23 protein-coding genes and 4 tRNA genes are annotated in these 24,682 nt (G+C 53.8%); 12 read left to right on the top strand and 15 right to left on the bottom strand.

The features are described 5' to 3' along the window. Window positions 1-250: 250 nt before the first annotated feature. The 4 genes from M2403_RS09540 (at window position 251) to M2403_RS09525 (ending at window position 650) form a co-directional block, all read left to right on the top strand. A tRNA-Val gene (locus M2403_RS09540) sits at window positions 251-326 on the top strand. A gap of 46 nt (window positions 327-372) precedes the next feature. Next, a tRNA-Val gene (locus M2403_RS09535) sits at window positions 373-448 on the top strand. Between the two features lie 43 nt (window positions 449-491). Then, a tRNA-Val gene (locus tag M2403_RS09530) sits at window positions 492-567 on the top strand. A 7-nt stretch (window positions 568-574) separates the two neighbouring features. Next, a tRNA-Lys gene (locus M2403_RS09525) sits at window positions 575-650 on the top strand. Between the two features lie 102 nt (window positions 651-752). On the opposite strand, the gene eutC is transcribed toward M2403_RS09525, so the two are convergent. From eutC to eat, 3 genes are read right to left on the bottom strand one after another with little or no spacing between them, the layout of a single operon-like run. Beyond that, complete coding sequence (eutC, locus tag M2403_RS09520; RefSeq protein ID WP_165058424.1) at window positions 753-1,562, bottom strand: ethanolamine ammonia-lyase subunit EutC; 810 nt, start codon at window positions 1,560-1,562, stop codon at window positions 753-755. 11 nt (window positions 1,563-1,573) lie between these two features. Beyond that, complete coding sequence (locus M2403_RS09515; protein ID WP_165058425.1) at window positions 1,574-2,956, bottom strand: ethanolamine ammonia-lyase subunit EutB; 1,383 nt, start codon at window positions 2,954-2,956, stop codon at window positions 1,574-1,576. Between the two features lie 21 nt (window positions 2,957-2,977). Then, the gene (eat, locus tag M2403_RS09510; protein WP_259229003.1) at window positions 2,978-4,387 is read right to left on the bottom strand and encodes an ethanolamine permease; all 1,410 of its coding nucleotides are present in this window, start codon (window positions 4,385-4,387) and stop codon (window positions 2,978-2,980) included. A 255-nt stretch (window positions 4,388-4,642) separates the two neighbouring features. On the opposite strand from eat, the gene M2403_RS09505 reads away from it, so the two are divergent. Together M2403_RS09505 and M2403_RS09500 are read left to right on the top strand one after the other, a co-directional pair. Further along, the gene (locus M2403_RS09505) at window positions 4,643-5,191 is read left to right on the top strand and encodes a nucleotidyltransferase family protein (RefSeq protein ID WP_217153924.1); all 549 of its coding nucleotides are present in this window, start codon (window positions 4,643-4,645) and stop codon (window positions 5,189-5,191) included. A 116-nt stretch (window positions 5,192-5,307) separates the two neighbouring features. Continuing rightward, a complete protein-coding gene (locus M2403_RS09500; RefSeq protein WP_152324507.1) occupies window positions 5,308-5,646 on the top strand; it encodes a FlxA-like family protein in 339 nt (112 codons plus the stop codon). A gap of 32 nt (window positions 5,647-5,678) precedes the next feature. Here the strand turns inward: M2403_RS09500 and M2403_RS09495 are convergent, their stop codons facing one another. Beyond that, the gene (locus M2403_RS09495) at window positions 5,679-6,605 is read right to left on the bottom strand and encodes a LysR family transcriptional regulator (protein WP_259229002.1); all 927 of its coding nucleotides are present in this window, start codon (window positions 6,603-6,605) and stop codon (window positions 5,679-5,681) included. A gap of 98 nt (window positions 6,606-6,703) precedes the next feature. Here M2403_RS09495 and M2403_RS09490 point away from each other — a divergent pair, with 98 nt between their 5' ends. Continuing rightward, window positions 6,704-7,693 carry a bile acid:sodium symporter family protein gene (locus M2403_RS09490; RefSeq protein ID WP_259229001.1) on the top strand — a complete coding sequence of 330 codons (990 nt, stop codon included), beginning with the start codon at window positions 6,704-6,706 and terminating at the stop codon, window positions 7,691-7,693. A 53-nt stretch (window positions 7,694-7,746) separates the two neighbouring features. Here M2403_RS09490 and M2403_RS09485 read toward each other — a convergent pair whose 3' ends face one another. The 3 genes from M2403_RS09485 to zipA all read right to left on the bottom strand — a co-directional run bounded on the left by M2403_RS09485 (window position 7,747) and on the right by zipA (window position 11,061). Then, window positions 7,747-7,989 (bottom strand): DUF3820 family protein, encoded by a 243-nt coding sequence (locus M2403_RS09485; protein ID WP_152324510.1) that lies wholly within the window; start codon window positions 7,987-7,989, stop codon window positions 7,747-7,749. Between the two features lies 1 nt (window position 7,990). Beyond that, the gene (gene ligA / locus M2403_RS09480; RefSeq protein WP_259229000.1) at window positions 7,991-10,012 is read right to left on the bottom strand and encodes an NAD-dependent DNA ligase LigA; all 2,022 of its coding nucleotides are present in this window, start codon (window positions 10,010-10,012) and stop codon (window positions 7,991-7,993) included. Between the two features lie 71 nt (window positions 10,013-10,083). After that, window positions 10,084-11,061 (bottom strand): cell division protein ZipA, encoded by a 978-nt coding sequence (gene zipA, locus M2403_RS09475; protein WP_259228999.1) that lies wholly within the window; start codon window positions 11,059-11,061, stop codon window positions 10,084-10,086. Between the two features lie 223 nt (window positions 11,062-11,284). On the opposite strand from zipA, the gene cysZ reads away from it, so the two are divergent. The 5 genes from cysZ to crr all read left to right on the top strand — a co-directional run bounded on the left by cysZ (window position 11,285) and on the right by crr (window position 16,264). Further along, window positions 11,285-12,070, top strand: a complete 786-nt coding sequence (gene cysZ / locus M2403_RS09470; protein WP_259228997.1) for a sulfate transporter CysZ — start codon at window positions 11,285-11,287, stop codon at window positions 12,068-12,070. Window positions 12,071-12,304: 234 nt separating this feature from the next. Beyond that, on the top strand, window positions 12,305-13,270 hold the full coding sequence (gene cysK, locus M2403_RS09465; protein ID WP_259228996.1) for a cysteine synthase A: 966 nt from the start codon (window positions 12,305-12,307) through the stop codon (window positions 13,268-13,270). 401 nt (window positions 13,271-13,671) lie between these two features. Next, window positions 13,672-13,929, top strand: a complete 258-nt coding sequence (gene ptsH / locus M2403_RS09460; protein WP_013574433.1) for a phosphocarrier protein Hpr — start codon at window positions 13,672-13,674, stop codon at window positions 13,927-13,929. A 49-nt stretch (window positions 13,930-13,978) separates the two neighbouring features. Further along, window positions 13,979-15,706, top strand: a complete 1,728-nt coding sequence (gene ptsI, locus M2403_RS09455) for a phosphoenolpyruvate-protein phosphotransferase PtsI (protein ID WP_152324515.1) — start codon at window positions 13,979-13,981, stop codon at window positions 15,704-15,706. 48 nt (window positions 15,707-15,754) lie between these two features. Further along, window positions 15,755-16,264, top strand: a complete 510-nt coding sequence (crr, locus tag M2403_RS09450) for a PTS glucose transporter subunit IIA (protein WP_152324516.1) — start codon at window positions 15,755-15,757, stop codon at window positions 16,262-16,264. An 86-nt stretch (window positions 16,265-16,350) separates the two neighbouring features. Here the strand turns inward: crr and M2403_RS09445 are convergent, their stop codons facing one another. The 8 genes from M2403_RS09445 to M2403_RS09410 all read right to left on the bottom strand — a co-directional run bounded on the left by M2403_RS09445 (window position 16,351) and on the right by M2403_RS09410 (window position 24,585). Then, on the bottom strand, window positions 16,351-17,703 hold the full coding sequence (locus M2403_RS09445; RefSeq protein ID WP_152324517.1) for an ATP-binding protein: 1,353 nt from the start codon (window positions 17,701-17,703) through the stop codon (window positions 16,351-16,353). Beyond that, window positions 17,684-18,367 (bottom strand): response regulator transcription factor, encoded by a 684-nt coding sequence (locus M2403_RS09440; protein WP_101076260.1) that lies wholly within the window; start codon window positions 18,365-18,367, stop codon window positions 17,684-17,686. Before M2403_RS09440 ends, M2403_RS09445 begins: the two co-directional genes overlap by 20 nt. A gap of 258 nt (window positions 18,368-18,625) precedes the next feature. Further along, window positions 18,626-19,510, bottom strand: coding sequence for a cysteine synthase CysM (cysM, locus tag M2403_RS09435; protein ID WP_152324518.1), 885 nt, complete (start codon window positions 19,508-19,510; stop codon window positions 18,626-18,628). Between the two features lie 116 nt (window positions 19,511-19,626). Further along, window positions 19,627-20,721: a sulfate/thiosulfate ABC transporter ATP-binding protein CysA gene (cysA, locus tag M2403_RS09430; protein WP_165058434.1), complete on the bottom strand. Its 1,095-nt coding sequence runs from the start codon at window positions 20,719-20,721 to the stop codon at window positions 19,627-19,629. After that, entirely contained in the window at window positions 20,711-21,586 is an 876-nt protein-coding gene (cysW, locus tag M2403_RS09425; RefSeq protein ID WP_152324520.1) for a sulfate/thiosulfate ABC transporter permease CysW, read from the bottom strand. The genes cysA and cysW overlap by 11 nt, the downstream gene beginning before the upstream one ends. Continuing rightward, entirely contained in the window at window positions 21,586-22,416 is an 831-nt protein-coding gene (gene cysT, locus M2403_RS09420) for a sulfate/thiosulfate ABC transporter permease CysT (protein ID WP_101076275.1), read from the bottom strand. The genes cysW and cysT overlap by 1 nt, the downstream gene beginning before the upstream one ends. Beyond that, window positions 22,416-23,438 carry a sulfate ABC transporter substrate-binding protein gene (locus tag M2403_RS09415; protein WP_259228994.1) on the bottom strand — a complete coding sequence of 341 codons (1,023 nt, stop codon included), beginning with the start codon at window positions 23,436-23,438 and terminating at the stop codon, window positions 22,416-22,418. Before M2403_RS09415 ends, cysT begins: the two co-directional genes overlap by 1 nt. 247 nt (window positions 23,439-23,685) lie before the next feature. Beyond that, complete coding sequence (locus M2403_RS09410; RefSeq protein WP_165058438.1) at window positions 23,686-24,585, bottom strand: Dyp-type peroxidase; 900 nt, start codon at window positions 24,583-24,585, stop codon at window positions 23,686-23,688. Window positions 24,586-24,682 lie beyond the last annotated feature (97 nt).

Here is a 24,682-nt window from a genome sequence, read left to right as displayed (position 1 = left end):
TAATAACGCAACGCCGTAAAACGTCGCTATCAATTAACAAAAAGTGGCTGACATTCTACCACTCTGCCCTGATTCCTCAACGCTGATGCAAGGGCAGTAACCTTGTTTAAGGCCATGAATGCGTAAAGAATCGACTACGCGGGCGAGAAACGCGTCAGGTTGACTAAAAATAAGCCGAACGATCATTTTTGTTTTTAAAAAGCGTTGACGTAATTTCAAGTATCCCTATAATGCGACTCCATCACGACGGGGGCGATTAGCTCAGTTGGTAGAGCATCTCCTTTACACGGAGGGGGTCGGCGGTTCGAGCCCGTCATCGCCCACCACTCTTTAAGAGTGCCGCGTTGTGATAAGTAGGAAGAATTGAGAAATGGGCGATTAGCTCAGTTGGTAGAGCATCTCCTTTACACGGAGGGGGTCGGCGGTTCGAGCCCGTCATCGCCCACCATTTCTCAGCACGTTTCTTCTTACATGGGGAAGTACCCAGAAGTGGGCGATTAGCTCAGTTGGTAGAGCATCTCCTTTACACGGAGGGGGTCGGCGGTTCGAGCCCGTCATCGCCCACCACTTCTGCGGGCCGTTAGCTCAGTTGGTAGAGCAGTTGACTTTTAATCAATTGGTCGCTGGTTCGAATCCAGCACGGCCCACCAATTCAGAGAAAAGCGCCTTTAGGCGCTTTTTTCGTTTCTGTCATCCGGAAGTTAACCGTGATGGAGGCGAACCCGCTGCTGGTTCCCTTTTAATCTCTCCCCCTACTCCAGCTTAAACATCGGCACCACTTTATTGTGCAGCGCCGGGTTATCGCTTTCATCCTTCAGGTTCACGCCCGATAATTTGCGCTGAAACGATTGTTCGAGCAGCCATGCCAGCTTAAAAGCCGCCTGCGGATAGTTCAGTCCTTCCGGGCGCACATTCGAAATACAATTGCGTTCTGATTCCAGCCTTTTGGTGTGCGGCCCCCAGGTCATGTAAATCCCGAGACTGTCCGGTGAAGATAAACCCGGACGTTCTCCAATCAGAATCGCCACCGCTCTGGCTTTCATTGCCTGCGCGATGTCATCACCCAGCGCGACCCTCGACTGATGTGCCAGCACCACCGGTCCTAATTTCAGCTCAAGGGTACGCAGATACGGCAATAACGCCGCAATCAGCGGCACAGCCTGCCGGTGAACAGCTTTTGATGACAACCCGTCGGCAATCACCAGTACCACGTCGGCGGGCTCCGCCGTCAGCCGCTGCAAAGCTTGACGGCTATTTTCGGACAATCTGCGCCCGAGATCTGGCCGGCACAGATACGTTGCCCTGTCAGGCGCGGCGCTGGCGACAGTCAGGGTTTCCAGTCCCAGTGCAAATAATTCCGGCTCGAGCGACTGGCTGTCGAACGGCTGATGCACCGCGTCTCGCGCCTGCGCGTGAGCCAGACCAAAACGCAGCAGTTCATCCGTCGGCAGACTCGAACCGGTTCGTCCCAGCGCAATACGTGCGGCGGTAAACTGGCGCAATGTCTCCCACGGGTTGTTATGCACCAGCGGCGATAACCCCTGCTCTTTTTCTTTCTTCATCAGCGCAGACCTCAGTTGAGTTGCGGTAACTGGCGCAGTAAAGGATGCGATGCGCGGGTATCCTGCAACGCGCCCTGCGGATCGATTATTTTCATTTTCTCCAGCCAGACGGCAAATTCCGGCGCATGTTTCAGCCCGAGTAATTCGCGGATGTACAGCGCGTCATGGAAAGAGGTGCTCTGATAGTTAAGCATGATGTCATCCGCGCCCGGCACGCCAATCAGGAACGTCAGCCCGGCGGCGCCCAGCAGCGTCAGCAAAGTGTCCATATCGTCCTGATCGGCTTCGGCGTGGTTGGTGTAACACACATCGCAGCCGAGCGGCACGCCCAGCAATTTTCCGCAGAAATGGTCTTCCAGACCGGCGCGGATAATTTGTTTGCCGTCATACAGATATTCCGGCCCGATAAAACCGACCACGGTGTTAATCAGCAACGGGGAAAAATGGCGGGCGATGGCGTAGGCGCGCGCCTCGCAGGTTTGCTGGTCGACCCCGAAATGCGCATTGGCGGATAAACAGCTACCCTGCCCGGTTTCGAAATACATCACGTTGTCACCCAGCGTGCCACGTTTCAGGCTGAGCGCCGCCTGCTGGGCTTCTGCCAGCAGCGCCAGATTGATGCCAAAACCGCTGTTCGCCGCTTCCGTTCCCGCTATCGACTGAAAGACCAGATCGACCGGTGCGCCGCGCTCCACCAGTTTGATGGTATTGGTGACGTGCGTCAGCACACAAGACTGCGTGGGAATTTCAAAGCGAGTGATGATGTCATCCAGCATGTAATTGAGATTTTCCAGCAACGGCAAACTATCACTGGCGGGATTGATACCAATCACCGCGTCGCCGGAGCCGTACAGCAAACCGTCGAGCATGCTGGCCGCAATGCCCTGCAAATTATCGGTAGGATGATTGGGTTGCAGCCGCACGCTCATATGACCCGGCAGCCCGATGGTATTGCGGAATTTGGTGATCACCCGGCATTTTTTTGCCACCAGGATCAGGTCCTGATTGCGCATCAGCTTACTGACCGCCGCCGCCATTTCCGGCGTAATGCCCTTTGCTACGGCGGCCAGCGTGAAGCTGTCGGTTTTTTCACTGAGCAGCCAGTCACGGAAATCGCCCACGGTCAGATGGGAAATCGCGGCAAACGCCGTGACGTCGTGCGTATCAATAATCAGCCGGGTGACTTCATCCTCTTCATAAGGCACCAGCAGTTGTTGCAGGAACGTCTTGAGCGGAACCTCCGCCAGCGCCATTTTTGCCGCCATACGCTCTTCCGCGCTGGCGGCCGCCACTTCGGCCAGATAATCCCCCGACCGCGCGGGGGACGCTTTTGCCATCAGTTCGCGTAAATCCGCAAACTGATAGCGGCGGTGGCTCAATGTCGTCTGAAACATAGCACTCCTTAGCAGGCCGGATTATTTGCCATTTTTGGCCGGAACCGGCTGTAGCCCGCGTAATTGCAGATCTTCAGAGGCATCAGCGCGAGCCTGATGGGTCAGGCGGAACCAGGCGTAAGCCAGCAACATCATGGCGGCGAAGATCATAAACAATAAGGTGTTGTAGTAGATCATAGCGATAAGACAGACTACCGCCAGCACCAGCGCCAGTGCTGGCGCAAAAGGATAGAGTGGCGCACGGAACGGACGGATCAGGTTCGGTTCGCTGCGACGCAGTTTGAACAGCGCCGCCATCGAAATGATATACATCACAATCGCGCCAAACACCGACATTGTCACGATATTCGCCGTCAGCGGTTGCCCGCCAATCACAATCAGGGAATCAGAGAAAATCGCTGCAATCCCGACAATACCACCGGCAATAATGCCCAGATGCGGCGTCTGGAAACGCGCATTCACGCTCGACAGCCGTTTAGGCAGATAACCCGCCCGCGCCAGCGCAAAAATCTGCCGTGAATACCCCATGATGATGCCGTGGAATGACGCGATCAGGCCGAACAGCCCCAGCCAGACCAGCATGTGTAACCAGCCACTGTTGCTGCCGACAATCAGTTTCATCGCCTGCGGTAACGGGTCGTTGATGTTCGAAAGTTTGGTCCAGTCGCCCACGCCACCGGCAAACAGCATGACGCCCAGCGCGAGAACGGTCAGGGTCAGGATCCCGCCGATAAACGCTTTCGGAATGGTACGCTGCGGATCCTTGGCTTCTTCTGCGGCCATCGACGCGCCTTCAATTGCCAGAAAGAACCAGATGGCAAAAGGAATGGCGGCGAAAATGCCGGAGAATGCCGCCGGGCTGAAGGTATCGCTGCCCGCCCAGCCGCCGTGTACAAAGTTCGATATCTCAAAACCCGGTGCAACGACGCCCATAAAGACCAGCAATTCGAATATTGCCAGTAACGTCACCAGCAATTCGAACGTTGCCGCAATGCTGACGCCCAGTATGTTGAGCACCATAAAGACAATGTACGCGCCGACCGCCACCCATTTCGGTTCAATCGCCGGAAACTGCACGTTGAGATAGGCCCCAATCGCCATGGCTATCGCGGGCGGCGCAAAAACAAATTCCACCAGCGTGGCAAATCCGGCGACAAAACCGCCCGTCGGGCCGAATGCGCGGTAAGCGTAAGCGAAAGGCCCGCCCGCATGCGGAATCGATGTGGTGAGTTCAGTGAAACTAAAGATAAAGGCGCAATACATGGCGGCAATCACCAGCGCGGTAATAAGAAATCCCAGCGTGCCCGCCTGCGCCCAGCCGTAACTCCAGCCAAAATATTCGCCCGAAATAACCAGTCCGACGGCAATGCCCCAAAGTTTAAAACTGCCCAGCGTACGCTTTAAAACAGGTGTGACTTTCGTGGTTTGCATATGTGATCCCCTGCCCGGTGATAATGCAATTATTGTTCGAAGAGTATTTCAGCTGTTTTGCCCGCAGGGGATATTGCAAAGGCTGTACCACTTAAGAAAGGCAGAGCCGGCGCGGCCTGTAGCCTGGCCACGGGGCGGCTTGCTTCATTTTGGCGCGCCGAAGTAAAGGGATTGCCCGAAACGGTGCGTGGGAAAATGTCATCCACAGACGCTACAATTTGAGCTCAACAAAACGGGAGGTTTCGCGTGACGGAAATGGAACAACAAATTACAACCTGGCTGGCAGAGGAGCCGCTGCACCTGAAAGCACTTTTGCAGGTCAGGGAGCTGGAACTCAATGATGCGTGGCTGGCGGCGGGATTCGTCCGCAATCTGGTCTGGGACCGGCTGCATGGCCACGCGCAAGCCACGCCGCTCAATGACATCGACGTGGTGTATTTCAATCGCGAGGATTGCAGCGCGCAGGCTGACGAACGCTACGAACAGCGTCTGATGAAAGATTCGCCCGAATTACCCTGGTCGGTGAAAAATCAGGCGCGGATGCATGAGCGTCACGGGCACGCGCCCTATTCTTCCAGCGCAGAAGCGATGAGTCATTGGGTGGAAGTGGAAACCGCCATCGGCGCGAGAATTAACGCCGACGGGCAAATTGAACTGATCGCGCCTTTAGGGCTGGAAGCGCTGTTTGCCTTTAGTATCACGCCGAATCCGCGCCACGCCATCCCTTCTGTTTTCGCGCAACGCGTGAATGACAAAGGCTGGCTGGCGTTATGGCCGGAGCTGAGAGTGCAAGAAATGCGTTAACACTGTAAGGAATATGAAAACTCAGTAAAGCCGGGCTGATGGCTGCCGATACCTGTTAAGCACTTTTACGTGCAAAATTTTATGGCAGCACCGTTATGACAATACAGTGAGGTATTATGACTACTATCAGCGCCACCAGCAGTTCGGTGAGCTCGGCGTCCACCAGTGACTCCGGCAGCTCAAGCCAGATTGCTCAGTTAACCAAACAGATTGCGAAGCTGACTGAACAGGTCAAAAACCTGAGCAGCTCAGGCGGCAGCACTGAAGATGTTCAGCAACAACAGGAACTTCTGCAACAACAGATCGAATTGCTGCAACAGCAAATTGCGCAAATCGAACAGCAGCAAGCTCAGAAAGCGCTTCAGCAACAGCAACAGCAACAAGCCGCCGCTGAAACGAAGAAAGAAGGCGTGAACAAACCGTCCGACACGAACGCCATCGATATCTACGTCTGATCGCAGTAAATATCCAAACAGCCAGCAAGACGTCAGAAGCTGTAAACGCCCTGCTGGCTGCGTTTTTCCCTCAGTAAATCCGCCTGTTCTTTCACGACCTGCCAGATGGCCTGCGCCGCCGGCGAGAGCGAACGGTTTTTGCGTTTAACCAGCATCAGTACGCGGTTAATTTCCGGCACCAGCGGTTTTATGACCAGACGGCTGCCCTCCGGCATCGGCAGCGCCAGTGCGGGCAACACGCTGATTCCAATGCCTGCTTCAACCATCGGGAATAACGTGGCCGGATGACCAATTTCCTGCACGATTTCCGCCTTCACTTTCTGCGCTTTCAGCGCGCCGTCGATGAGTATCCGGCTACCTGACGCGTAGTCCTGCAACACCAGTTTGCAACCGTTAAGCGACGGCCAGCCGACAGCCGTTTGTTCGGCAAAAGGATGATCCTCGCGGCACAACAGCAAAAAAGGCTCATGCAAGATCGGCTCACAGTCGAGATCCGTGCTCTCACCGGGGTCGATCACAATGCCGAAATCCACTTCCGCATTTCTCACACTGCTCAGCACCAGCTGCTGCGCCTGGTCGCGCAGCAAAATGCGAATATCGGGATATTGTGCCTGCCCGCTGGCGATACATTGCGGCATCAGTTGCGCGGAAATGGTCTGGCTGGAGGCGATTCTGACGCGGCCATTGTGCTGTGTTCCGAAGCTCCGGGTATCGAGCAGCATTGCGTGCAGTTCGTCGAGCAACGGCTCCACCCGCTTTGACAAACTCAGCCCCGCGCTGGTCAGCACAACTTCCCGCGTTGTGCGGTCCAGCAACCGGACGCTCATTTCGGCTTCCAGCTCTTTCATACTGTGGCTGACGGCAGACTGTGAAAGACCGATCGCTTCCCCTGCCCGGCTGAAACTGCCATAGCGCGCTACCGCAACAAAAACCCGAAGCTGCCTGAGAGAGTAATTCATGAATTTTCCACATCAATGGATTAAATAAATCAATTTTTTAATTGTATCGCAAGCGCTCAAAATAGCGGAATTCCATTACGACTTTTCAGAGAATCTGCATGCGCTTCTTACCCGATCGTTTCACCTTAACGCTGATCGCCACCGTTTTACTCGCCACATTCTTTCCTGCCAGCGGGATGTTTGTCGCCTTTTTCAACAATCTGACTATTTTCGCCATCGGCTTGTTGTTCTTTATGCACGGCGCCAAGCTGTCGCGCGAAGCCATTTTTCAGGGCAGCAATAACTGGCGGCTGCATTTGTGGGTGATGTTCAGCACGTTCATTCTGTTCCCGATCCTCGGCCTGCTGTTCCAGTGGTGGCATCCGGTCGATGTCAGCCCGCAGATTTACAGCGGATTTGTGTATCTGTGTATTTTGCCAGCGACCGTTCAGTCAGCTATCGCATTTACCTCTCTGGCGGGCGGAAACGTCGCGGCGGCGGTGTGCAGCGCGTCGGCGTCCAGCCTGCTGGGGATATTTGTATCGCCGCTGCTGGTCAGTTTGCTGATGCACGTTCAGGGCGAAACCGGTAATGGTCTGGCGCAGGTCGGGCATATCGTTCTGCAACTGCTGGTGCCGTTTATTGCCGGGCATTTGCTGCGTCCGCTGATCGGTGGCTTTGTGGAACGTCACCGTAAGATAATCGGTAAAACCGACCAGACGTCGATCCTTCTGGTGGTGTACTCCGCGTTCAGTGAAGCCGTCACGCAGGGGATCTGGCATCAGGTGGGCCTCGGTTCGCTGCTGTTTATCGTGGTATTCAGTCTGGTGCTGCTGGCCATTATTCTGGTGATCAATACCTACGCCGCACGCTGGCTGGGGTTCAGTAAACCGGATGAAATTACCATTGTGTTCTGTGGTTCCAAAAAGAGCCTGGCGAACGGTATTCCGATGGCCAATATCCTCTTCCCGGTCAGTGCGATTGGCATGATGGTTCTGCCGCTGATGATTTTCCATCAGGTGCAACTGATGACCTGTGCGGTGCTGGCGAAACGCTATCAGAGAAAGCAAAAGGAAGTGGCGCTCAGACAGGCGCAGGTGGCGGAGTAATGGCAAAAAAAAGGCGCTGAAATCAGCGCCTTTAGCATCAGCATGAAACGTTGTTATTCGTCCGTACCGCCCAAGCCCGGCCCGTTACGGCGCAGCGGATTAATCAGGCTTTGCAGCCCTTCGCTTTTAATCGCCAACGTCAGTTGCATCAGCTCGCCGAGTTTCCCCTCCGGAAATTCATCTTTGCGGGCGAACCACAGCAGATATTCCTCGGGCAAATCAATCAGCACCCTTCCGGCATATTTGCCAAAAGGCATCACTGTATTGGCGATTTTAATCAGATCTTCTTTTTCCATTTTAGTCGCCCAGCAGGCGGATCATCTCCGCTTCGTCGATGACTTCGATGCCAAGTTCCTGCGCTTTCGCCAGTTTTGATCCCGCCGCTTCACCGGCGATCACCAGATCGGTTTTCTTCGACACGCTGCCGGACACTTTTGCCCCCAGCGCAGTCAGACGATCTTTCGCTTCATCGCGCGACAAAATGGACAGCGATCCTGTCAGCACCACGGTTTTACCGGCAAACGGACTGTCGATTTCTTCCGGCACAATCACCTGCACTTCCGGCCAGTGAATGTTGATTTCGGGGCTTAACAGCTCATCAATCACCTGCTGGTTATGCTCTTCCGACAGGAAATTCACCACGTGTTTCGCGACCACTTCACCGACATCCTGCACGGTTTTCAGCGATTCAATATCTGCAGCCCGCAAGGCTTCCACCGAACCGTAATGCGCTGCCAGATTGGCCGCAGTGGCTTCGCCGACTTCACGAATACCGAGCGCGTAGAGGAATCGCGCCAGCGTAGTTTCTTTGGCTTTTTCCAGCGCATTCACTACATTTTGGGCAGATTTAGGCCCCATGCGATCCAGCCCGGTGAGCTTTCCTGCGGTCAGACGGAACAGATCCGCCGGGTTTTTGACGTACTCTTTTTCCACCAGCTGATCGATAATTTTGTCGCCCATACCGTCAACGTCCAGCGCGCGGCGGGAAACGAAATGCTTCAGCGCCTCTTTGCGCTGCGCGCCACAAATCAGGCCAGCGGTACAACGCGCTACGGCTTCGCCTTCGACACGCTCAACGTCTGAATGACAGACCGGGCAATGCGTCGGAAAAACCACTTCACGGGCATCCTCAGGACGTTCATCCAGCACGACACCCACCACCTGCGGGATAACATCACCGGCACGGCGGACAATCACAGTATCGCCGATACGCAGACCCAGCCGCTCGATTTCATCCGCATTATGCAGTGTGGCGTTACTGACCATCACGCCCGCGACCAGCACCGGCTCCAGACGTGCCACCGGCGTGATCGCGCCGGTACGCCCGACCTGAAACTCCACGTCTTTCACCAGCGTAATCTGTTCCTGCGCCGGGAATTTAAACGCCGTTGCCCAGCGCGGTGCACGCGCCACAAAGCCCAGCGTTTCCTGAATATCCAGGGAATCAATTTTGACCACCACGCCGTCGATATCAAAACCGAGCGACGGGCGATCGGCTTCAACCTGACGGTAAAACGCCAGCACATCATCGCTGCCGGTGCACACACGGACACGGTCGCTGACCGGTAATCCCCAGGCTTTGAATTGTTGCAGGCGTTCATAGTGGCTGCGTGGTAGTTCACCGCCTTCCAGCAGGCCAACACCGTAGCAGAAGAAGGTCAGCGGGCGTTTAGCCGTGATACGCGGATCGAGCTGGCGCAAAGAACCTGCCGCCGCATTACGCGGGTTCGCGAACACTTTCCCGCCGGTGCGCCGTGCTTCTTCATTCATCGCTTCAAAGCCCGGCTGCGGCATAAAGACTTCGCCACGCACTTCCAGACGCTCAGGAATATTGTCACCGTGCAGACGCAGCGGAATGGCGCGGATAGTGCGCACATTGGCCGTGATTTTCTCGCCTGTTGTGCCGTCACCCCGCGTTGCCGCCTGCACCAGTTCGCCATTCTCATACAGCAAACTGACCGCCAGGCCGTCGAGCTTCAGCTCACAGCAGAATGTCAGCGGTTCAGCGGTTTTCAGCCGGTCCTGAACGCGTTTATAAAACGCCAGATAGCTTTCTTCATCGAAAACGTTGTCCAGCGACAGCATCGGCACACGGTGTTTCACCTGCTCGAAAGCAGATAGCGGCGCGGCGCCCACGCGCTGAGTCGGCGAGTCAGTAGTAATCAGCTCAGGATGCGCGGTTTCCAGCTCGCGCAGTTCGCGCATTAAGCGGTCATATTCGGCATCCGGCACTTCCGGGGCATCCAGAACGTGATACTGATATTCGTGATGACGCAGCTGAGTGCGTAAATGATTGATCTGTTCTTCGATAGTGGCCATGACTCACCGTGGAGATAAAAAACCCCCGGCAAGCGGGGGTTTGGGGAATGGGTGTTTCACGAACGCCAGAATCAGGCGGTCGCCTCGAGGACCTCACGGATCCGCGCTTTGTACGTTTCAAGCTTCTGCGGCGTAATCATACGACGCTCATCATCAAGCACCATCGCACCGACATCATCGGCAATACGCTGGGCTGACTGCAGCAGCAATTTGAAGTTCTGATGCGCATCGCCGTAGCAAGGCACCATCATGAACAACGTAACGCCAGGGGTGGAGAAGTCGGACATATTGTCAGGATCAAACGACCCCGGTTTGACCATATTGGCCAGACTGAACAATACCGGACCGCTGCCAGCAGGGCTGACGTGACGATGGAAAATATTCATAGCGCCAAACTGGAAGCCGGACTGAAGCACGCTGTTAAGCAACACTTCTCCGCCAATCACGCCGCCCTGATGCGCTGCAACGTGCAGAACAAGAACGGTTTCTTTCAGTTTAGCTTTCTCTGCCGGCGCTTCTTCAGCAGGCGCAAAAGGCGCTGGCTGAGGTTCTGCTTTCGCCGCCGGTGCGGCCTCGGCATGAATCTCCTGCGGTGGAACCGGCGCGTGCGGTTTTACCTCGGGGGTAAAATCAGCGACAGGTTCGCGACGCGTTGCCTCAGGTTCAGCGGCGGAATAGCCACTGAGCAACGGGTCCTCCTGCACAGCATGTTGCTGCGGGCGAACCGGTTGTTGAGGACGGGCAACAGGCGCTGGCTGCGCAGGTGGAACCTGCGGCTGACGTGGCGGTGCAGTCTGTTCCGGCTCGTCGTCATATTGACCGAAAGTCGGTTCATCCTGAGGATAAGCAGGACGCACGCGCACTTCACCCACTCCATCGACAAAATCGTCAGACGGAGATTGCTCCCGTTCTTTTTTCACACGTTTAGCTGGGCGATCACGAAAAAGCGAAGAGCGTTCTTTACGGCTGGTCCACAAACCGTGTAACAACAACGCTATTATGGCGATCGCGCCAACAACGATTAATATCAGACGCAAATCCTGCATCATTGCTATCTCTGTTGTTCTAATTCATTGCCACCACGGCAAACATTCACAATATTAACTCTATTTGCCCACGTAGATAAGTGCAAGTCTCGACTCTACTTTCTGCTAATAAATAGGGTAGTTGCACCTTTTTTTGCTGTTTTTTCAGCCAATCCACCGCTAGCCAGTGGAAAATCATACCGATATGATAGCCCATGTCATTCAACTCAGAGAGAAAATTTCGTTTATGACTTCATCGCAAACCGCCAGACAGGAAAACGGCGTGCATTATTTCAGGCAGGGCTGGACGCTCATTTCCTTACCCGGGATACGACGTTTTGTGATTTTACCGCTGGCCGTGAACGTTGTCCTGATGGGCGGCGCGTTCTGGTGGCTGTTTACCAAATTGGGAGAGTGGATCCCGGCGATGATGAGTAAAGTCCCGGCCTGGCTCAGCTGGCTGGATTATCTGGTCTGGCCGATCGTCGTGCTTTCGGTGCTGCTGGTGTTCAGCTACTTCTTCAGCACGATTGCTAACTGGATAGCCGCGCCGTTCAGCGGATTACTCGCGGAACAGCTCGAAGCGCACCTGACCGGCAAACCGCTGCCTGACAGCGGTATCTGGGACATCATGAAAGATCTGCCGCGCATCATGAAACGCGAATGGCAGAAACTGGCGTATTATCTGCCCCGCGCCGTGCTGTTGTTTGCATTGTATTTCATTCCGGTGATTGGCCAGACCATCGCGCCGGTGCTGTGGTTCTTCTTCAGCGCGTGGATGGTGGTGATTCAGTATTGCGACTACCCGTTCGATAACCATAAAGTCAGCTTTGCCGATATGCGCCGCTCGCTCGGCAGCAACAAAATCGACAACATGCAGTTTGGATCGCTGGTCAGCCTGTTCACCATGATTCCTGTGCTGAATCTGGTGATCCTGCCCGTCGCCGTTTGCGGGGCCACTGCCATGTGGTGCGACCGTTACCGCGTGGTGTATGTAAAAAATAATATCGACGTCAATACCACGCGAAAATAGCGGCACAATCCGCACTTCAACTGTATTTTTTCCTCAACAGCCGCCTCCGTGCGGCTGTTTACTATGCTTGACTTTTTTATCCCAAACTTATTTCTTAATAACGGATCGGTATAGCAAATACCAAAACCTTACTTCACTCGGAAAGCCGTTCGCGTATGCTTTTCTGATTCCCACTAATTTCATAGTGTTGAAAGCTTCACACCGTGAATATTTCATACAGTTAAAGGACGGGTTATGAGCAAGATCTATGAAGACAATTCATTAACAATTGGCCATACGCCACTGGTTCGCCTGAACCGTATCGGTAATGGTCGTATTCTGGCTAAGGTCGAGTCACGTAACCCGAGCTTCAGCGTGAAATGTCGCATCGGCGCGAACATGATTTGGGATGCTGAAAAACGCGGCATTCTGACCAAAGATATCGAACTGGTTGAACCGACCAGCGGGAACACCGGGATTGCGCTGGCGTACGTCGCAGCCGCGCGCGGGTATAAACTCACGCTGACCATGCCGGAAACCATGAGCGTTGAACGCCGTAAGCTGCTGAAAGCGCTGGGTGCAAACCTGGTTCTGACAGAAGGCGCGAAAGGCATGAAAGGCGCGATTGCGAAAGCCGAAGAAATTCAGGCCAGCGATCCGGATCGTTACCTCATCCTTCAGCAGTTCAGCAACCCGGCAAACCCGGCGATCCACGAACAAACCACCGGCCCGGAAATCTGGGAAGATACCGATGGCGCGGTTGACGTGCTGATTGCAGGTGTCGGCACCGGCGGCACGATCACAGGTACTGGCCGTTATCTGAAAAGTAAAAAAAGCAGCGTCACGCTGGTAGCCGTTGAGCCAACCGATTCTCCGGTAATTACTCAAACACTGAATGGCGAAGAAGTAAAACCAGGCCCGCACAAAATTCAGGGTATCGGTGCCGGTTTTATTCCGGGCAACCTGGATCTGGAATTGCTGGATCGCGTCACGCTGATCACTAATGACGAATCAATCCACATGGCACGTCGCCTGATGGAAGAAGAAGGCATACTGGCGGGGATTTCTTCCGGTGCAGCCGTTGAAGCCGCCGTGAAATTGTCAAAAGAACCGGAATTTGCCGATAAGACTATCGTCGTTATCCTGCCATCCTCCGGCGAACGCTATCTGAGTACCGCATTGTTTGCAGATTTGTTTACGGAAAAAGAATTGCAACAATAATGCCACATCCTTAAAAGCGATTAAAAAAGCACCTTTCGGGGTGCTTTTTTGTGGGCTACGTCAAAGTTTATACCACTCCATCATTGATTTTACGCGCCAGGTTTAGTATTTAACCGGACAATTATTTCGCTGCGTGAAATTAATCGCATCCATGACGCCGCCCGCTGAATCGATTTACCGATTTGTTACATGAGGGAAAAAAACGGCATAATGGCGGAATAACAGGAAAGCTTGGATCTAGGGCAAAGTGTTTTATCGCTGAGTGCGCTATTTTCTCTTTTCTGTTGCATCTGAACCTGCCCCTGAACCATAGTCAGGCGCTAATCTCTACAGGCTAAAGTGAAGCCTATAAGCTAAACTTTAGTCCCACAACATTACTTTAATAAGTTGGGGAAACAACAATGTTCCAGCAAGAAGTTACTATTACCGCTCCTAATGGTCTGCACACTCGCCCTGCTGCACAGTTCGTGAAAGAAGCCAAAGGTTTTGCTTCTGACATCACCGTGACTTCAAACGGTAAAAGCGCCAGTGCTAAAAGCCTGTTCAAACTGCAAACTCTGGGCCTGACCCAAGGTACCGTTGTGACCCTCTCAGCTGAAGGTGAAGACGAGCAAAAAGCCGTTGAACACTTGGTAAAACTGATGGCAGAGCTCGAGTAACAACAGCCGCTCTTATATAGTTTAAACCAGTCAAGAGAAAGGTAGGGTTATGATTTCAGGCATTTTAGTATCTCCCGGTATCGCTTTCGGCAAAGCACTTCTGTTGAAAGAAGATGAAATTGTCATCAACCGGAAAAAAATCTCTCCTGATCAGGTTGATCAGGAAGTTGAACGTTTCCTTGCTGGCCGTGCGAAAGCATCAGCCCAGCTGGAAGTGATCAAGACCAAAGCCGGTGAGACCTTCGGTGAAGAGAAAGAAGCCATCTTCGAAGGCCACATCATGTTGTTGGAAGACGAAGAGCTTGAACAGGAAATCATAGCCCTCATCAAAGACGAGCACGCTTCTGCGGATGCGGCGGCTTACTCTGTCATTGAAGGTCAGGCGAAAGCCCTGGAAGAGCTTGATGATGAATACCTGAAAGAACGTGCGGCTGACGTGCGTGACATTGGTAAACGTCTTCTGCGCAACATTCTCGACATGACCATCGTTGATCTGAGCTCAATCCAGGACGAAGTTATCCTGGTAGCGACCGATCTGACGCCGTCAGAAACCGCGCAGCTGAACCTGAACAAGGTTCTGGGTTTCATTACCGATTTGGGTGGCCGTACTTCTCACACCTCGATCATGGCGCGTTCCCTGGAATTACCTGCAATCGTAGGAACCAGCGACGTGACCAAACAAGTCAAAAATGATGACTATCTGATCCTCGACGCTGTAAACAATAAAATCTATGTCAACCCGACAGCAGACGTTATTGATGAGCTGAAAGCCGTTCAGAACCAGTACATTTCAGAAAAAGACGAACTGACTAAACTGAAAGATTTGCCAGCGATTACGCTGGATGGTCATCAGGTTGAAGTTTGTGCCAACATCGGTACCGTGCGCGACGTCGCCGGTGCAGAGCGCAATGGCGCTGAAGGTGTCGGCCTGTATCGTACAGAATTCCTGTTCATGGACCGTGACAGCCTGCCTACCGAAGAAGAGCAATTCCAGGCATATAAAGCCGTTGCTGAAGCGATGGGCTCACAGGCTGTTATCGTACGTACCATGGACATCGGCGGTGACAAAGACCTGCCGTACATGAACCTGCCAAAAGAAGAAAACCCGTTCCTGGGCTGGCGTGCAATTCGTATCTGTCTGGACCGTAAAGAAATTCTTCACGACCAGCTGAAAGGTATTCTGCGTGCTTCTGCGTTCGGCAAACTGCGCATCATGTTCCCGATGATCATTTCTGTTGAAGAAGTGCGTGAACTGAAAGCAGAACTCGAAATGCTGAAAGCTGAACTGCGCGAAAAAGGCCAGGCATTCGATGAAACGATCGAAGTGGGCGTGATGGTTGAGACTCCGGCTGCGGCTGTGATTGCTCATCATCTGGCGAAAGAAGTCGATTTCTTCAGTATTGGTACAAACGATCTTACTCAGTATACTTTGGCTGTGGATCGCGGTAATGAGCTGATTTCTCATCTTTACAACCCAATGTCTCCGTCAGTACTTGGTTTAATTAAGCAAGTTATTGACGCATCTCATGCTGCTGGTAAATGGACAGGGATGTGCGGCGAGCTAGCCGGTGACGAACGTGCTACACTTCTTCTATTGGGCATGGGGTTAGATGAGTTCAGCATGAGTGCTATCTCTATCCCACGCATCAAGAAAATTATTCGCAATACAAACTTCGAAGATGTGAAAGCGCTGGCAGATCAGGCCCTGGCCCAACCTACGGCGCAAGAGTTGATGAACCTGGTTAACAAGTTCATTGAAGAAAAAACACTCTGCTAATTGCGCGATGCTGGTATAGCTGCCCAAATTAATGCTTAGGAGAAGATCATGGGTTTGTTCGATAAACTGAAATCATTGGTTTCGGATGATAAAAAAGACGTTGGCATCATTGAAATCGTGGCGCCGCTGTCTGGTGAAATTGTCAACATAGAAGACGTGCCTGACGTTGTTTTCGCTGAGAAAATCGTAGGCGACGGTATTGCTATCAAACCTGCGGGCAACAAAATGGTTGCTCCGGTTGACGGGACTATCGGTAAAATCTTCGAAACTAACCATGCTTTCTCAATCGAATCCGACAGTGGCATTGAACTGTTTGTTCACTTCGGTATCGACACCGTTGAACTGAAAGGCGAAGGCTTCAAACGTATCGCCGAAGAAGGTCAGCGCGTCAAGAAAGGCGATTTGGTAATCGAATTTGATCTGGCCCTGCTGGAAGAGAAAGCGAAGTCTACACTGACTCCGGTTGTTATCTCTAACATGGACGAGATCAAAGAGCTGATTAAACTGACGGGTAGCGTGACTGTGGGCGAAACCCCAATCATCCGCATCAAGAAGTAATTCGTTCAGCGAGAAGTTAAAAACGGCGCCTAATCAGCGCCGTTTTTTATTGCCTGTTACTAACTGAATCTCTGCGGCTCGAATTATTAAGCGGATTTCCAGTGCGGCACCATCAGGCTGATCACCAGCCCGTGAGGTTGCGCATTACGGGCATCCACTTTGCCATCATGTGCCAGCATCACTTTGCGGGTAATCGCCAGCCCCAGGCCGTAACCTTTGCCAGACAGCGGTGATTTCACGCGTACGAACGGGTCAAAGATACTCGACAGCTTATCCTCTTCAACGCCCGGCCCCTGATCTGCCACTTCAATCTGTAAATACTCTTCAACCTGTGCAAGAGAAACGCCGATGGTCTGCCCGCGCGCGGAAAAACGCAGGGCATTACGCACCACATTATCGACCGCGCGCCGCATCAGCTCAGCATTGCCCTTCACGGTATAATCCATTTCATCCGGAACTTCCGGGTGCATCGTGATATTCACGCCCGGCAATTGTGCTTCGTAACGGGCGTCATTGACGACCGCTTCCACCAGCCCGTACATATCAAAATACTCTTCGTCCGGGATTTCGCTGTTTTCCGTTCGCGACAGCGCAAGCAGTTCGCCAATCATCTTATCCAGACGCCCCGCTTCGTGCTCAATACGGCTGAGAGAGGTTTCAACGTTAGACGGGTTTTGCCGCGCCAGACCAATCGCCAGCTGCAAACGGGCCAGAGGAGAACGCAGTTCATGCGAAACATCGTGCAACAGCTCTTCACGCGCTTTAACCAGCACCTGCAGGCGTTCTGCCATCGAGTCGAAATCACGCGCCACCTCGGACAACTCATCGTGCCGTTTGCCCATACTGGAAAACAGACGCACCGATAAATCGCCCTGTGCAACCCGCCCGAACGCTTTACGCATTTGCAGCATCGGCCTTGTCAGATTCCAGGCCAGAACCGCACTGAATAACAGACCGCCTAACCCGCCCAGCCACAGCAACGGCGGCGGCATGTTTAGCAATTCCCGGTGTCTTCTTGGCCGGTACTCGTCCATCAGCCCGGCGACGTCGTAACGAAGCCTGTAACCTTGACCGTCCGGCCCTTGCACGAACTCCACCACTTCATGTGGTATCTTACCCGGCTCCAGATCCTGTATCGTGCTGCCTTGCGCAGGAAGCAGTGAAGGCGTTACCGAGAAGAATTGACGATCATCTTCCGGCCAGTCGGCCATCATGGCGTTTAGCGCGGGCAGGCCCCCGGAATGGAGCGTGGAAACTGCCGAGGTAATCTGTAGCTTTACAAAGCGCCGGGCAATGCCACTTTCCGGCGGTTCATGCGGATTATAGAAAGCAAAAACCACCCAGAGCCCCTGAGTGATTGCCACGAAGGTAAACCAGAATCCCAGGAGGATTTTCCAGAACAACCTTCCGCGCAGACGTTTAGCGGATTCGATAGCCAATGCTTCGCACCGTTTCAATAGTCAGAATATCGCCACCTTCCAGTGACCCCAGTTTCTGACGGATGTTACTGATATGCACATCAATACTGCGGTCGTAAGCTTCACGCGGACGCCCTAAACCTTTTTCCGACAGCTCATCTTTTGACACCACGCGTTCAGGCGAACGCAACAGCAGTTCCAGCAGATTGAATTCTGAAGCCGTCAGGTCAAACGGAACACCGCGCCATTCGCTGCTGCGGGTCGCCGGATTCAGCGTCAGGTCGCCGTAGTTAACCGATGAGGAATCAGAATGCGACTCCTGCTGCTCTTCAACACGACGCAGCACCGCACGCAGGCGCGCCACCAGTTCACGCGGATAGCACGGTTTTGGCATATAATCGTCAGCGCCCATTTCCAGGCCGATCACGCGGTCAATATTGTCGCCTTTGGCCGTCAGCATGATAATCGGCAGACGGCTGTTTTTGCGCACCTGACGCAGTACATCAATACCACTCATATCCGGCAGCATAATGTCGAGGATCATTGCGGTATATTCGCCAGACATCGCGCCTTCCACGCCCGCTTTACCGGTCAGCACCAGAGAGGCGTCAAAACCTTCTGCGATCAGGTATTCACTGAGCATGGTGCCTAATTCAAGATCGTCATCGACTAACAAAATTTTCATTCTTTATTTCCGCCTGGCTAAAATTTTGGTCATTTTTACCACTAAGCCTGCATTACGCAGCCGCTTTTACTCTTTTTTTACACAGTCTCTGACAGAATTTCATCCCGCAGAAACCCGAGTGTAAGGAATAAAGGTAACGTGTTTTACGCTATCACTATTATAGAAGATTAAAATCAATCTGTTAGCGTTTAACAGAAAGCAAAAGGCAGGCGCAAAGGCCTGCCTGTTAAATGTGACCACGCTTTACGTCAGGAGTTCTTAGTCAGAAAAAACGCCCGTCGAGAGATAACGGTCGCCGCGATCGCAGATTATCGCGACCACCACGCTGCCCGGATGGCTTCTGGCAACGCGCAGCGCGCCTGCTACAGCGCCGCCGGAACTCACGCCGCAAAAGAGCCCTTCCTCACGCGCCAGTGCGCGCATCGTGTCTTCTGCTTCGCCCTGCCCCATGTCCATCACTTCATCCACCAGCTCAGGATTGAAAATGCCGGGCAGATACGCCTGCGGCCAGCGGCGGATGCCCGGAATGCTGCTGCCTTCCGCCGGTTGCAGACCAATAATCTGCACGCCCGCATGCTGGCTGCGCAAAAAGCGGCTGACGCCGGTGATTGTGCCCGTAGTGCCCATGCTGGAAACAAAATGCGTGACGCGCCCGTGTGTTTGTTGCCAGATTTCCGGGCCGGTGGTGGTGAAATGCGCCAGCGGGTTATCCGGATTATTAAACTGATCCAGCACCTTACCCAGACCCTGCTTTTCCATTTCCAGCGCCAGATCGCGTGCGCCTTCCATGCCCTGCGCACGACTGACCAGCAAAAGCTCTGCGCCATAGGCGCGCATTGACGCCTGCCGTTCCAGGCTCATATTTTCCGGCATCAGCAATTTCAGCTTATAACCTTTGAGCGCGGCAATCATGGCCAGCGCGATCCCGGTATTTCCGCTGGTCGCTTCAATCAGCGTATCGCCCGGACGGATTTCACCACGCTTTTCTGCCTGTTCAATCATAAACAGTGCAGCGCGATCCTTGACCGAACCGGCAGGATTATTGCCTTCCAGCTTGACCCAAATTTCACTGTCCAGATCTTTGGGTAATCGCTGTAATCTCACCAGCGGTGTATTACCGATGTAATGTTCGAGCGTACTCACGGGGCTTGCCTTATATCAAAACGAACTATGAACTGATAAAAACTACATAAAGAGATATCAGACGATAAAAAGGACGGCTCAGAGACCGCCCGGAGAAACCTGCTGATTAAAAAATATCAGGCGCTCTTCGCTAACGCAACGGGTTGTAGCGGCTGATCGCCCGCATACAGGCGTCCGTTCAGCCCGCCGACATAAAAACGATCGCCGCGCTGCGGAGCCGCGTTGCCGTGAGTATCAGAAAGTACCACGGAAAGCGGTTCGTCATGCCAGCCTTCGGCCTGCACAATCAGTTGCCAGAAGTGACCACGCGGGCTGACTTCCAGCACTTTTACCGGCAGCGGGCAACGTGGCGTACTCTGGGCGGTAATTTCCATCTCCCACGGACGCAGGAACAAATCCACCGCGCCCTGATGCAGCGGCGGGTTCTCCAGCGGCCAGTGATGTGCGCCCACATACAGCTGTGAGCCACGAATGTCGCCGCTGATTTTATTCACTTCGCCCATGAATTCCAGCACGAAGCGGGTCGCCGGTTCACGCCAGATTTCCTGCGGCGCGCCTACCTGCTCAATATTGCCCTGGCTCATCACCACGACGCGATCCGCCACTTCCATGGCTTCTTCCTGATCGTGAGTCACGAACACGCTGGTGAATTTCAGCTCTTCATGTAACTGACGCAGCCAGCGGCGCAGTTCTTTACGCACCTGCGCATCGAGCGCGCCAAACGGTTCATCGAGCAGCAGAATTTGCGGTTCCACGGCCAGCGCACGCGCCAGCGCAACACGCTGTTTCTGACCACCGGAAAGCTGCGCCGGATAGCGGTTTGCCAGATGGCTTAACTGCACCATCTCCAGCAATTTTGTCACTTTCTGCTTAATCGCTTCGGCGTTCGGACGCTCGCGACGCGGCAAAACAGTCAGGCCAAAGGCAATATTGTCGAACACCGTCATGTGGCGGAACAGTGCGTAATGCTGGAACACAAAACCGACCTGACGATCGCGGGCATGCACGCGGGTCACGTCTTTGTCATGGAAACTCAGGCGACCGGCGCTCTGGTTCTCCAGACCGGCGATAATGCGCAGCAGCGTCGTTTTGCCGGAACCGGATGGCCCGAGCAGCGCAACCATCTCACCGGAAGCAATATCGAGCGAAATATCATTGAGCACCTTCGTGCGGCCAAAGTATTTGTTGATACCGTTAATTTCAATGCTCATGATTTTCCTCCCGCTCAAGACGGTCGTTGTGGCGCTTCAGACGCCATTGCAGGCCGCTTTTCAGAAACAGTGTGACAATCGCCATCAGGGTCAGCAGCGCGGCGGCAGTAAACGCGCCCGCGGTGTTATAGTCCTGATGCAGTAATTCAACCTGTAAAGGCAACGTGTAGGTTTCGCCACGGATAGAACCGGACACTACCGACACGGCACCGAACTCGCCAATCGCACGGGCATTGGTCAGCACCACGCCGTACAGCAAAGCCCAGCGGATATTGGGTAACGTCACGCGGCGGAACATCTGCCAGCCGGACGCCCCGAGCAACACCGCAGCCTCATCTTCGTGGCTGCCCTGGCTCAGCATCACCGGCACCAGCTCACGGATAACAAACGGACAGGTCACGAAAATCGTCACCATCACCATGCCCGGCCACGCGAACATAAACTGAATGTTGTGCGCATCGAGCCAGCCGCCGAGCGGGCCGTTGGTGCCGTAGAACAGCAGATATAGCAAACCGGCCACCACAGGCGAGACGGCAAACGGGATGTCGATCAGCGTCAGAAGCAACTGACGCCCCGGGAAGTTAAACCGCGCCACCAGCCAGGCCAGCAGCGTGCCGAAAATCAGGTTAACCGGCACGGTGATCAGCGCCATCAGCACGGTCAGCCAGATGGAATGCAACATGTCGGAATCTGACAAATTCTTCCAGACCGCCGCGATGCCGTCCGAAAACGCCAGCACAAAAATGCTGATCATCGGGATCACCAGCAGCAGAACACAAATCAGCACGCCGGTGCCGATAAGCAGCCATTTCACCCAGTCGATACGCTGGCGGGTTTCGCCTGCAAAAGCCGGAATATCAGACATTACTGGCCTCCCAGACGACGGCCATAACGGCTCTGTAAGGTGTTAATCGCAAACAGCAACAGCAGCGACGCCGCAAGGATCACCGACGCAATGGCGCTGGCCGCCGGATAATCAAATTCCTGCAAGCGGATGAAAATCATCAGCGAGGTCACTTCGGTCTTCCAGGCAATGTTCCCGGCGATGAAAATGACTGCACCAAATTCCCCCAGACTGCGGGTGAACGACAGCGCTGTGCCCGCCAGCAGTGAAGGCATGACTTCCGGCAACACTACGCGGCGAAAACTCTGCCAGCGTGATGCGCCCAGTGTCTCGGCCGCTTCTTCATATTCCGGCCCCAGTTCTTCCAGAACCGGCTGCACGGTGCGCACCACAAACGGAATGCTGGTAAATGACATTGCCACGGCGATACCCAGCCAGGTGTAGGCCACTTTGATATCAAAATGCGCCAGCCACTGGCCGTAAAAACCGGTGGTGGAAAACAGCCCGGCCAGCGTCAGACCGGCCACGGCGGTCGGTAACGCAAACGGCAAATCCATCAGGCCATCAATCAGGCTTTTGCCCGGAAACTCATAACGCGTCAGGATCCAGGCCATCAGCATGCCGAATAAGCCGTTGAAAATACTCGCTACGCCCGCCGCCAGCAGCGTGACTTTATACGCCGCCACCACCTGACCATTGGTAATGACATCCCAGTATTGCGCCAGCGTCATTTGGGAAAGCTGCATCACCAGCGCACTCAGAGGCAGCAATAACACCAGACAGACGAACAGCAGGCTGCTGCCGAGGCTCAGGGTAAATCCGGGTAATACGCGTTTGCTCGTCAACAACATTACTGGTGACCTTGCTCTAACAGTTTGTCCAGCTCACCGCCGGTACTGAAATGGGTTTCCATCACTTGTGGCCAGCCGCCGAACTGGTCTTCAACCTTGAACAGTTTGGTGTCCGGGAACTGCCCTTTTGCCGCCGACATCGCCGTTTTGTCATACACGCGGTAATTAAAACTGGTGATGATTTTTTGCGCCTGAGGGCTCCACAAGTAATTCAGATAATCTTTTGCTGCCTTCTCCGTGCCGTTTTTCTCGACATTTTTGTCGACCCAGGCCACCGGGAACTCCGCCAGAATGTCGACCTTCGGCACAATGACTTCGTATTTGTCATCGCCATACTGCTTGCGGATGTTGTTCACTTCGGATTCGAAGCTGATTAACACATCGCCCAGACCGCGCTCCACAAACGTCGTTGTTGCACCGCGACCGCCGGTATCAAACACCTGCACGTTTTTGAGGAAATTCGCCATTTTCGCGCGGGTTTGTGCGGTATTTTTGTTGTCTTCAATATTGTAAGCGCCCCATGCACCGAGATAGGTATAACGGCCATTGCCGGACGTTTTCGGATTCGGGAACACCAGAGCGACGCCGGGACGGGCTAAATCATCCCAGCTGTGGATGTTTTTGGGATTTCCCTTGCGCACCAGAAACGCCATGGTGGAATAAAACGGGGAACTGTTATTCGGCAGACGGCTTTGCCAGTCAGCGGGGATCAGATTGCCTTTGTCATGCAGGATCTGGACGTCCGTCACCTGGTTGTAAGTCACAACGTCGGCTTTCAGACCCTGCAAAATGGCCAGCGCCTGTTTGGATGAACCGGCATGCGACTGTTTGATTTCCAGCTTGTCGCCGTTGTTCTGATCTGCCCACTGTTTCTGAAAAGGCGGATTCAGCGCGGCAAAAAGTTCGCGGGAAACGTCGTAAGAACTGTTCAGCAATTCGGTGGCAGACGCCGCCCCGCTGGTCAGCAACAATGCAGCCAGCGAACCTTTCAGCAAATTTCCAGCAAAATCCGTCGTTTTCATGCTCAGCCTCAGGTGAATGAACCGATATGCGGCGTCAAAAAAGCCGCTCAATATCACACAGTGTATTTATAACTGAGGTTCAGGCTGTAACGGTTTTATATACCATTTGGTGATTTTCAAGCATGAAAAGCTATAAGGCATTAACAAACGCAGGGAGAAACACGAAGGGAAGGAATAAAGCGCGCCCGGGAACGGACGCGCTGAACGCATATTTTTTACAGCACAGAGAGCTTACGGCAAAGAGAACTTACAGTGCAGCCAGACGGGTCAGGGACGGCGCGAAGAAATAGCTGCCGGTCACCGGACGGGTGAAACGCAGCATCGCGTCACGTTTGCCATCCAGATCGCCAAACATACTGAGCAGCTGTTTCTCAATGTTCCATAAACGCGCGGCATAGCTGATGAAATACAGGCCGTGCTCGCCGCTGGCGGTGCCATAAGGCAGGCTCTGGCGGAGTATTTTCAGGCCTTTGCCGTCTTCTTTCAGATCCACACGGCTGACGTGGGAAGTTTCAGGGCGCGTTTCCGGATCCAATTCTTCGTCGGTGTCCTTCGTGCGGCCAATCACTTCTTCCTGCTGCTGCACGGAGAAACGTTCCCATTGCACCAGATTATGTTTCCAGCGCTGAACCATCACGTAGCTGCCACCTGCATCCACAGAACCTTCAGGAATGATGGCAACCTGAGCGCGGGCGTCGGCTTTCGGGTTTTCAGTGCCGTCGACAAAACCGCTAAGGTCACGTTCTTCGAGGGCCCGGAAACCATGAGTTTCTTCCTGCACCGCAATCGCACCGCCAAACGCTTTCAGGGCGGCCTGTGCGAGTGCGAAGTTAACATCATGGCGCAATGACTGAATGTGCAGCAGCATGTCGCGCTGCGTGGCCGGAGCCAGCCCTTTGCCCAGCGGCTCAAAGTTTTTCAGCTCGTCTGCGCCCTGATTACCGGACAGGTCGCGCCAGACGTCGTGACCAAAAGCCACGACCGCACCCACATGTTCAGCGGGGAATTTTTGCTGCATATCGTTTAATGCGGCCACAAATGCACGGCAGCCCTGCCTGAGCGCATCCAGGTCGCCCTGAGCTTTCGCTTCAATGTAAATGGCGAAACGGCAATGTTCGGGCAAAATGCCGCTCTGAACCTGAGTCATTTTTCTCATCCTCGTTAAATTGACCGGCGCCATCATACCGGATGTCAATAAAAATGCCTTGCGCGAAGGCAAGGCATTGAGGACTTCTTTTGCAGGC

This window comes from Rahnella sp. BIGb0603, assembly GCF_024808755.1.
Lineage (GTDB): Bacteria > Pseudomonadota > Gammaproteobacteria > Enterobacterales > Enterobacteriaceae > Rahnella > Rahnella contaminans.
This window is presented reverse-complemented; position numbering and strand designations above follow the sequence as displayed.